8 protein-coding genes are annotated in these 10057 nt (G+C 66.2%); 2 read left to right on the top strand and 6 right to left on the bottom strand.

Translation table 11 applies throughout. The features are described from left to right. Window positions 1-33: 33 nt before the first annotated feature. The 5 genes from A5688_RS26500 to A5688_RS26520 form a co-directional block, all read right to left on the bottom strand. A complete protein-coding gene (locus tag A5688_RS26500) occupies window positions 34-1902 on the bottom strand; it encodes a serine/threonine-protein kinase PknH/PknJ (protein ID WP_067907350.1) in 1869 nt (622 codons plus the stop codon). A 175-nt stretch (window positions 1903-2077) separates the two neighbouring features. Next, window positions 2078-3223, bottom strand: coding sequence for a BTAD domain-containing putative transcriptional regulator (locus A5688_RS26505; protein WP_067907419.1), 1146 nt, complete (start codon window positions 3221-3223; stop codon window positions 2078-2080). 621 nt (window positions 3224-3844) lie between these two features. Next, window positions 3845-4189, bottom strand: coding sequence for a DUF732 domain-containing protein (locus tag A5688_RS26510; RefSeq protein ID WP_067907347.1), 345 nt, complete (start codon window positions 4187-4189; stop codon window positions 3845-3847). Window positions 4190-4323: 134 nt separating this feature from the next. Beyond that, a complete protein-coding gene (locus A5688_RS26515) occupies window positions 4324-6225 on the bottom strand; it encodes an ABC transporter ATP-binding protein (protein WP_067907344.1) in 1902 nt (633 codons plus the stop codon). Continuing rightward, complete coding sequence (locus A5688_RS26520) at window positions 6222-7988, bottom strand: ABC transporter ATP-binding protein (protein WP_067907341.1); 1767 nt, start codon at window positions 7986-7988, stop codon at window positions 6222-6224. Before A5688_RS26520 ends, A5688_RS26515 begins: the two co-directional genes overlap by 4 nt. 182 nt (window positions 7989-8170) lie before the next feature. Here A5688_RS26520 and A5688_RS26525 point away from each other — a divergent pair, with 182 nt between their 5' ends. Beyond that, window positions 8171-8728 (top strand): DUF3558 domain-containing protein, encoded by a 558-nt coding sequence (locus A5688_RS26525; protein ID WP_067907416.1) that lies wholly within the window; start codon window positions 8171-8173, stop codon window positions 8726-8728. Beyond that, a complete protein-coding gene (locus A5688_RS26530; RefSeq protein WP_120312285.1) occupies window positions 8725-9297 on the top strand; it encodes a DUF3558 domain-containing protein in 573 nt (190 codons plus the stop codon). Before A5688_RS26525 ends, A5688_RS26530 begins: the two co-directional genes overlap by 4 nt. A 74-nt stretch (window positions 9298-9371) precedes the next feature. On the opposite strand, the gene A5688_RS26535 is transcribed toward A5688_RS26530, so the two are convergent. Further along, window positions 9372-9875 (bottom strand): SixA phosphatase family protein, encoded by a 504-nt coding sequence (locus tag A5688_RS26535; RefSeq protein WP_067835923.1) that lies wholly within the window; start codon window positions 9873-9875, stop codon window positions 9372-9374. Window positions 9876-10057: the final 182 nt, after the last annotated feature.

The following is a 10057-nucleotide window of genomic DNA, read 5'->3' on the forward strand; positions in this document are numbered from 1 at the left end:
GACAGGGCCGCCGCGCCTTAGCGGCCTGGCCCGTTAGCCCTCGGGCTTTTCGCTGTCGATTTTGCCGACGATCTTGTCGGCGATCTGGGCACCCTGATCGCTGATGTGGTACCCGCACGCGTTGATGTCGACGACCACGTTGTTGGCCGTGCTGAGCGCACGCTGGCACTCCCAGCCGTCGGCGCCCTCCTGCGTGTCCATCAGCGTGACCTTCGGTGGGCTGCCCTGCACCTGGGCGAACGTCCACCGATAGGTCTTGCTCTTGTTCGTGACGGTCACCGTCTTGCCGGCGCAGCCTTTCCACTTCTCCGCGGAGTTCTGCACGAAGCTCTTGGCCTTATCGGCGGACGGAAACAGCACCACGGCCTGGTTGACCCAGTGGTCGTAGTTGTCGCCCGGCTCCGACGACACCAGTCCGCTGACCGCCGAATAGCCGGTGCCCGCGTACACCGGATCCTGGGTGGTGTAGAGCGCGCCCTGGCAGTCGGGCGCGGACACCGTCACCGACGAGCTGTCCGTCGACGTGATCGGTTTGCCCGGCTGCATCGAGGACGAGCCCATCACGGTGTTGACGTCCGCCGGACCGAGCAGTAGGGCGCTGAGGCGTTCGGGTCCCAGCGGGGCGGCCTGCGGCGGTTCCGGCTTGGGCCGAACGACAAGCCAGATGCCCACTCCGCTCGCGATGAGAACGAGCACCACCGCGACGGCAGCGATGATGGGCCAGACATTGCGGTGCGGCTTGGGCGGGGCCTGGCCCCAGGGTGTTGAGCTGGTGAACTGTGGCGGTCCGCCCCAGTTGGCGTTGCCGCCTTGGTAATAGGGCGGCGCGGGTTGGCCGGCCGTCGGGATCGGGCCACTGGCGGGGGCCCACGCCGGACCGCTCTGCGACGGTATCGGCCCGGAATTCGGGGCCGGCGGTGGGTCGAATGGCGACGGTGGCGGCGTGTTGAACGTGGGCTGATACGGCTGCGGAGGCGCGGCAGCGGCGTGCAGGCCGGGGTGTTCGACGGTGGGCAGGGCGGATTCCTGGCTGCGGCGCAAGATGGTGTCGGCGCGGTCCTGGTCGGGGTTGCTGAGCGCTTCCTTGGCGGCCAGGGCCAGGTCGCCGGCGCTGGCGTAGCGGTCCTCGGGCCTTTTGGCCATGCCGCGCGCGATCACCGCGTCGAAAGCCTTGGGGACGCCCGGGCGCTGCTCGCTGGGCGCGGGAATGGGGTCCATCATATGGGCGGACACCAGCACCCCGGCGCTGTCGGCCCGATAGGGCGGGGAGCCGGTCAAGCACTCGAACAGCACGCAGGCCAGCGCGTAGATGTCGGCGCGGTAGGTGACTTCGGCGTCGGAAAACCGTTCTGGCGCCATGTATTTCCAGGTGCCGACCGCGGTGCCGAGCTGCGTGAGCTTCTCATCGGTGGTGGCGCTGGCGATGCCGAAGTCGACCAGGTAGGCGAAGTCGTCCCGGGTCACCAGAATGTTCTGCGGTTTGATGTCGCGGTGCATCACCCCGGCGGCGTGCGCGGCATCGAGCGCGGAGGCGATCTGGGTGATGATGGCGACCGCGCGGGGCGGGGTCAGCGGGCCGAAGCGCTTGAGCACGCTGTCGAGGTCGGTGCCCTCGACCAAGCGCATCTCCAGAAACATCTGGCCGTCGATCTCGCCGTAGTCGTGCACCGGCACCACGTGGGGCTCCTGCAAACGACCGGCGGTGCGCGCTTCGCGCTTCAACCGCTCGCGAAACACCGGGTCTCTGCTAAAGCTTTCGGAGAGAAGTTTGACCGCGACCGTCCACTCTTTGACCGTGTGTTCGGCCTCGTAGACCTCACCCATCCCACCGCGGCCCAGCAGCCGTTTTAGGTGGTAGGGGCCAAACATCGACCCCGCTCGTGAGGACTGCTCGTCACTCATTCCTCATCCTTCCAACCCAACCCCTGGCCCGCCGGTCCTCTTGGAAGACTTTGCGGACAGACACACGATTGCAACCCGTGACTGAGCAATCATGACGGTAAGCGCGCAGGCGTCCCACCGCACGATAACGGGAACAATTGCCGCGGGTGTCAGCGCGGGTCGGCTCGCCGAGGTCCTAGCCCTCGTCGTCGGCGTTACCGGCGATCTGGAAGGTGAATTCGTGGTCGCCGATCCGAACGCGGTCGCCGTCGTGCAAGGTCGCGGCCGAACGGATTCGTTGGTCCTGCACGTGTACGCCGTTGGAGGAGCGAAGGTCGTCGATGATGTAGCTGGTTCCGGTGTCGACGATGACGGCATGGTGCCGGCTGACTTTGGGGGAGTCGAGAACGATGTCGTTGTCGCTAAGCCGCCCAATCGTTGTCGACCCGCGAAGCGGAAAACTGCGCCCGTTCACCTCGTGCAGATAGGCGACCGCTTTCGTGTCCGATGACAGCGTGTACTGCTCGAGCACTGTGATCGCGACCGCCGCGGTCGTCATCGCGTTCTTCTTGGCGTCCAGCGGTTCTTGGCGCAGGATGCGGTCGTTGAGGGCACGCAGATTTTGGCCCGGGTCGATCCCGAGGTCATCGGCGAGCGATTTCTGGACGCGGCGGTAGGCCGCGAGCGCGTCGGATTGGCGGTCGCTGAGGTAGTAGGCGGTCATCAACTGAGCCCACAGTTGCTCGCGGTAGGGATGTTCGGCCGTCAGGGCTTCCAGTTCGGTGATCACGGTAAAGGCACGTCCGCAGGCGATTTCGGCCTCGGCCTGCGCCGTGTGGGCCAGGATCTTCTCTTCGACGAGGGAGGTGTTGAAGGTGTCGACGAACCGAAAACCCTCCAGGTCCTCGAGCACCGGGCCGCGCCATTCGGCCAAGGCGGTCGACAGGTGCTGGCTGGCCTGTTCGAACCGGCCCGCGGCCGCCGCATGCATGCCGGCGGTCTTTTCGGCGATGAACCGGCCGAGATCGCAAGTGTCATTGGAGATGTTGAGCCGGTAACCCGGTGGCGCCGCGACCAGCACCGTGCGCGGATCGACACCGCTGCCGGTCAGCAGCTTGCGCAGGTTGGAGACGTAGGAGTGGATGCTGGCCCGCGCCCCGGACGGTGGCGACTCGTCCCACAGCGCCGTGATAAGCCGATCGACGCCGACCGGGCTGTTGCGGTTCACCAGCAGCATGGCCAGCACCGCCCGCTGTTTGGGCGTGCCCAGCGGCACCAGGGCACCGTCAACGCTCATCTCCAACGGTCCGAGCAGACCGAATTCGAGACGTTTGTCCGCCATCGGGCCTACCAGCCTTTCCGCGTCCGCCGTGTCGGGTGCCATGAGGTCACACGCCATGAGGTCACAGTGGTGATTGTGACGGCAAGCAGGCGGATTCGTTGAGAATCCCGGCAAACCGCCGAGCTCCGACGGCATGTCGTCGCCATCATCAACCCGCTGCGGCACTACGCGGCGATACCGGATGGCTGAAATGTGTTCGTTCCCACCGCGATAGTGGGTGCCGCGCACGAATTGACTTGCACCGTCGAGATATACCCGCACGCGGGCGGCGGTTCAGGTGGCGACGACCATCAATTCGTTGCCGGTCTCCCAGGACTCGACGAAGAGCTGGACGGGATTTGCTCGTTGCGACCTTCCGGTGTGCCGCTGTCGTTGAGGTGGACCACGCCGCCCAAAGCCCGCTCGATTGCCACCAGTCCCGAAGGGGTGCCGGCCTGTGCGGCGTCGTCCTGGTCGCTGACGACGGCACCGATCTTGTACTGGGCGAGCAGTTCGGGGATGTCCGCCGTGTTTGCTCCCGGGCCCGACTCGGGGTTGCGGCGTCGCCTGGCGTGTTGTTTGCTGCAACGGTCGATGGGGGATTTCGATCGTCGAAATCCCCCATCGTGGGCCGTCGGTCGCCTAGGCGGGCTGACCGGAGAACTGCGGGCAGTAGGCCTTGGTCGCCGCCATCACCAGGTTGGCCGCCTGCGGGGGAGTCAGGTTGGTGTGACGGAAGATCTGGACGGTGACCGCGGTCGGGTTTTTGCCGGTGGCCAGTTCGGTGCACACCTGGTGGCCGGCCTGCACGGCCGCTTGAGTTGACGGGAAAGTGATGCCGAGGCTTTGCATCTGGGAGAGGAACGCCGCGTCGGCGGTTTGCACGGCGCTCGCCGCGGCGGTGCCGGCCAAGCCAACGGAGGCAAGTCCGATGGCGGCGGTGCCGATCGCGGTGGTAGCCATCGTCGTGATGCGGAGTGAGAACATTGCTGCCACCCCTTTCAGGTGATCTGTCTGAGTAGGACGGTTTCAGCGTCTCGTTTGTTCCTTCACGCTTTCTCAATGAGTTCTTGGTAACAGCGCGGCGGCTTCGGCGCCGAGCCCTGCGCGACGGGTGGCCGTCAGGCCTGGGTCATCGCGTAGTAGGCGCCGCGCCGGGCCAGCAACTCGGCGTGATTACCCTGTTCGACGATCCGGCCGGCCTCGACCACCAAGATGCGCTCGGCATCGCGGATCGTCGAAAGGCGGTGCGCGATGATGAAACTCGTGCGATCGCGGCGCAGTTCGCACATGGCGTGCTGGATGAGGGCCTCGGTGCGGGTATCGACCGAGCTGGTCGCCTCGTCCAGGATCAACAACTGTGGGCGGGCAAGAAACGCGCGTGCAATGGTGATGAGCTGCTTCTCGCCGGCACTGATGTTGCCGCCGTCGCCGCTGATTCGGGTCTGGTAGCCGGCCGGCAATGTCCGCACGAACGGATCGACGTGGGCTGCCCTGGCGGCTTCGAGCACCTCGTCTTCGCCGGCGTCGGGACGTCCGTAGGCGATGTTCTCCGCGATCGTCCCTTCGAAGAGCCAGGTGTCCTGCAGCACCATGCCGATCCGCGACCGCAGCGCCTGCCGGTCCATCGTGGTGATGTCGATCCCGTCGAGCAGGATCTGGCCCGCATCGACGTCGTAGAACCGCATCAGCAGGTTCACCAGCGTCGTTTTGCCCGCCCCGGTCGGCCCGACGATCGCCACCGTGCTCCCCGGTTCGGCCACCATCGACAGGTCTTCGATCACCGGTGTGCCGGGATGGTAGGCAAAGCTCACGTGCGCGAACTCGACGCGCCCGCCCGGCCGCGGGGTCGCGGCGGGTCGGGCGGGCGCGTGATCCGGCGATTCTTCGGGTTCGTCGAGCAGTGTGAAGACACGCTCGGCGCTGGCCAGCCCGGATTGCAGGGTGTTGTACATCCCGGCCAATTGGCTCAGTGGTGAGTTGAACTGCCGCACATACTGAATGAACGCCTGGATGTTGCCCAGGGTGATGCGGCCGGTGGCCACCTGCAGGCCGCCCACCACGGCGACGGCGACGTAGCCGAGGTTGCCGATGAAGGTGGTCGCGGGCGCCACCAGCCCGGAGAAGCATTGAGCGCCGAAGCTGGCGTGGTAGACCTCGTCGTTGAGGGTGCGGAATCGCTCGCGCGACGCCGCCTGGTGGCCGAACGTCTTGACCACCGTGAAACCGCTGTAGGTCTCCTCGATGTGCGCGTTGAGGCGTCCGATGCTGGTCCACTGAGCGACGAACAGTCGCCGGGAACGTCGAGCGATCGCCCGTGTGGCCAACAGCGACAACGGCACGGTCAGTACGGTGATCACCACCAGCAGCGGTGAGATCGACAGCATCATCGCCAGCACCGCCAGCACGGTCAGAACCGCTGTCAGCAGCTGGCTGATCGTCATCGACAGCGAGGATTGGATGTTGTCGACGTCGTTGGTGACGCGGCTCAGCAGTTCACCACGCTGCCGGCCGTCGAAGTAGGACAACGGCAACCGGTGGATCTTGTCCTCGACATCGGAACGCAGCGCCACCATGGTGCGCTGCACGGTGATGTTGAGCAGCCGCGCCTGTACCCAAATCAGCAGCGCGGAAACGAGATACAGCGACAGCGCCAGCGCCAGCGTTCGGGCGACCGCCCCGAAATCCACGCCGTGACCCGGCACCACATTCATCCCGGACAGCAGGTCGGCGAACGTGCTGGCACCCCGGCTGCGCGCGGCGTCGACGGCCTGCGCCTTGGTGAGCCCGGCGGGGAGCTGGCGCCCGATGACACCGTTGAACAGCAAGTCCGTGGCATGTCCCAGGATCCGCGGGACGACCACCCCGATCGCCGTGCCGATGACACCGAACGTGATCACCGCGATGCACAGCCGTCGTTGCGGCGCAAGACGTTTCACCAGGCGGGCGGCCGAACCCCAGAAGTCGCGGGAACGGGTTGCGGGGGTCGGCCGGTTGGCCGGCTTGGTGGGCGCGGGGGTCACGGCGACCCCCCGGCCTGGCCCGATCGCACGGCGTCGACCGACTGCGAATCGGCGAATTCGGCGTAAATGGCGCAATCGGCCAGCAGCGATTCGTGGGTGCCCGCGCCCACCAGATTCCCGTTGTCGATCACGATCACCTGATCGGCTTTGGACGCGATCGAGATACGTTGTGTGACAACGATGACGGTGGCGTCTCCGGAGATCTCCCGGAGCGAGGCGCGGACTCGCGCGTCGGTGTGCGCATCGAGCGCGGCGAACGAGTCGTCGAACAAATAGATGGCCGGGCGGCGGATGACCGCCCGGGCGATGGCGAGTCGTTGCCGCTGCCCGCCGGAGAAGTTGATACCGCCCTGCGCCACCCGCATGTGCAGCCCGTCATCGTGGGCTCGCACGAAATCGTCGGCGGCGGCCACCCGTAACGCTTCCCACATCTGTTCGTCGGTGACCGTTTGGTGTGGAGCGGCGCCGTAGCGCAGGTTGTCCGCGACGGTCCCGGAAAACAGGTAACCGCGCTGGGGGACCAGCCCGATCGCCGACCACAACCGTTCGGTCTGGTAATCCCGGACGTCGATGCCGTCGACCGAGACGGCGCCGCCGGTCACGTCGTAGAGCCGGCAGATCAGCGAGACCAGCGTCGACTTCCCCGAACCGGTGCTGCCGACGATGGCGGTGGTGGTTCCGGGCAGCGCGCTCAGCGAAATGCTTTGCAGCACCGGTCGATCGGCACCCGGATAGGTGAACGTCGCGCCGTCCAAACGCACCGTCCCGGTAATCGCGCCGCGTGGGGATCGCGGATTCGGGGGATCGGTGACGGCGGGGCGGGTGCCGAGCACCTCGGCGATCCGTTCGGCGCACACGGAGGCTCGCGGCAACACCACCAACGTCATCGTCGCCATCAACACCGCCATCAGGATCTGGGTGAAGTAGGCCAGAAAGGCGGTCAACGAGCCGACCTGCATCTGGCCGCGGTCGATGCGCAGGCCGCCGAACCAGATCAGCGCGACGCTGGACACGTTGATGGTCAGCGTGGTCACCGGCAGCATCAACGCTTGCCAGTTGCCCGCGGTCAGCGCGGTATTCGACAGCGCCGTGTTGGCGCGCGCGAAGCGGTCGCGCTCGAAATCCTCGCGGGCGAACGCCCGGACCACCCGGACGCCGGCCAGCTGATCGCGCATCACCCGGTTGATGCCGTCGATGAGGCCCTGCATCCGGCGGAACAGGGGCAACATGTGCGACATCACCCAGTAGTTGGCGACCGCCATGATCGGCACGCTGACCAACAGCAGCCACGTCAGCGCGGCCTCCTGGCGGATGGCCATGAAGATCCCGCCGAGGCACATGATCGGGGCCGTCACCAGCACGGTGCCGGATATCTGGACCAGGTACTGGATCTGCCGGACGTCGTTGGTGCTGCGCGTCAGCAGCGTCGGCGCTCCGAATCCGGCGGTTTCGCGCTCGGAAAAGGTGGTGACGTGGTCGAACATCGCAGCGCGCAGGTCGCGGCCGAAGCCCATCCCGGTGCGCGAACCGAAATAGATCGCCCCGACCGAGCACAACACCTGCAGGGCGGTGACCCCGAGCATCACCATGCCGAGCCGAACGATTGTGCTGGTGTCGCCCTTGGCCACGCCCTCGTCGATGATGGCGGCGTTGACCGTCGGCAGGTACAGCGATGCGAGATTGCCGATCAACTGCAGCACCATCAGCACCGCCACCAGCCGCCGGTACGGCTGGATGTACTGGCGCAGCAGTGCCAGGAGCATTGGGTAACTGTCGCATATCGTCCGCCCGACCGTCCCCGCCAACCGCCGGACGGTCAAGCTCGGCGCCGCACTTGTTGGCGGCGCCGAAATACCTGCTCAGGCGCGTCGGTGGTTGACCCGCTGGGCTGCCGCTACAGTGCATCGTGTGGACCAGCAGCGGGCGGAACGGAAGCAGGGTAGCGGTGCGGCGTGACACGAGGGCGCTGGCTCTTGTGGCGTCAGCATTGACGATCCTGATCCCCGCGGTTGCGGCCTGCTCCGATTCCGGCGGCAACAAGCCGGGAGCGACGGCGTCGTCGACGCCGCAGAGCGGCCAGGGCAGCCACGGCGCGATGTTCCCGCAATGCGGCGGCATCAGCGACCAGACCGTAGCCGAACTCACCAAGGTCACCGGGCTGATCAATACCGCCCGCAACTCCGTCGGCTGCCAGTGGCTCGCTGGCGGTGGCATCCTCGGGCCGCACTTCTCCTTCTCCTGGTATCGCGGTAGCCCCATCGGACGCGAGCGCAAAACCGAGGAGCTCTCCCGTGCCAGCGTCGATGACATCAACATCGACGGCCACGGCGGTTTCATCGCCGTCGGCAACGAGCCCAACCTGGGTGACTCGCTGTGTGAGGTGGGCATTCAGTTCCAGGACGACTTTATTGAATGGTCAATCAGTTTCAGCCAGAAGCCGTTCCCGCCACCGTGCGACATAGCGAAAGAGCTGGCTCGCCAATCGATTGCGAACTCGAAATGATGGCCGCCATGCGCGCCGGATCGCGGAGCAGACGGACTGTCCGCGTCGCAGCGACCATATTGATCGCCGCGCTCGTGGTGTTGACGGGCTGTTCCCGCTCGATTGGGGGCAACGCGGTCAAGGCGGGCGGCAACGTGCCCCGCAACAACAACTCCCAGCAGCAGTACCCGAACCTGCTCAAGGAATGTGAAGTGTTGACCAGCGACATCCTCGCCAAGACCGTGGGCGCGGACCCGCTCGACATCCAGAGCACGTTCGTCGGTGCGATCTGCCGCTGGCAGGCGGCCAACCCGGCCGGTCTGATCGACATCACCCGGTTCTGGTTCGAGCAGGGCAGCCTCAGCAACGAGCGCAAGGTCGCGGAATTCTTGAAGTACAAGGTCGAGACGCGTTCGATCGCCGGCATCGATTCGATCGTGATGCGGCCCGACGACGCGAACGGTGCGTGCGGCGTGGCCAGCGATGCCGCCGGGGTGGTCGGATGGTGGATCAATCCGCAGGCGCCCGGCATCGATGCGTGCGGACAGGCGATCAAGCTGATGGAGCTGACGCTGGCGACGAACTCCTAGCGCGGCGACGATGCGGCCGGCGGAGCCGGGTGCGGAGGAGTCGGGCAATCGAACTCCTAGCGCGCAGTGCACTCCTACCGCGGCACCTCGAAGTCGACCAGCGTCGCCACCCCGAGTTCCAGCTCTTTCCACGCGCAGGGCACGGTGAGCACCGCGATCGCCGACGTCGGAAACTTATTCGAAATGCGTTCGGCTGCAGTGATATTCGTATCACCAGCGCCACCGAGCATCAGCGCAAGGCCCGACATCGTCGGCTCGTGCCCGATCACAAGCAGCGTGCTGACGCCGTCGTCGACGGTGTTGATCTCGTCGATCATCGCGCCGGGCGTGGTGGCATAGAGACGCTCGCTGTATCGCACCGGCGCGTCGATGCGGGTGTTCCGCAACGTCTCCCGGGTGCGCGTCGCCGTGGAGCACAGCACGCCGTCGATGGCGGGCGCGTGGGAACGTAGCCAGTCGCCGGCGAGCCCGGCCTGTTTGATGCCGCGGGGGGCCAGCGGCCGATCATGGTCGGCGACACCCGGTGGGTAATCGGACTTCGCGTGCCGCATCAACAGCAAGGTGCGCTGGCCAGTCACGAGAAATCAGATTAATCAGTGCGGTAGCAAGATTGCTACGTCGCGTGGTCGTCACCCTCGTGCTCGTCACCCTCGTGGTCATCACCGTCGCCGGTGCCGAGCACTTTTTCGGGGTGGTGGAAGGTGTTGGTGCGGGGTTGGCCGCGGTCGAGGTGTGGTGGTGGGATCCATTGGGTTTCGCC

Origin of the sequence: Mycobacterium mantenii (genome assembly GCF_001667865.1) — a bacterium.
GTDB classification, from domain to species: Bacteria; Actinomycetota; Actinomycetes; order Mycobacteriales; family Mycobacteriaceae; genus Mycobacterium; species Mycobacterium mantenii_A.

Coding starts and splice junctions, on each gene's coding strand:
- A5688_RS26510 (WP_067907347.1), bottom strand. CDS start 4,189: ATGTTCTCACTCCGCATCACGACGATGGCTACCACCGCGATCGGCACC.
- A5688_RS26500 (WP_067907350.1), bottom strand. CDS start 1,902: ATGAGTGACGAGCAGTCCTCACGAGCGGGGTCGATGTTTGGCCCCTAC.
- A5688_RS26520 (WP_067907341.1), bottom strand. CDS start 7,988: ATGCTCCTGGCACTGCTGCGCCAGTACATCCAGCCGTACCGGCGGCTG.
- A5688_RS26530 (WP_120312285.1), top strand. CDS start 8,725: ATGATGGCCGCCATGCGCGCCGGATCGCGGAGCAGACGGACTGTCCGC.
- A5688_RS26505 (WP_067907419.1), bottom strand. CDS start 3,223: ATGGCGGACAAACGTCTCGAATTCGGTCTGCTCGGACCGTTGGAGATG.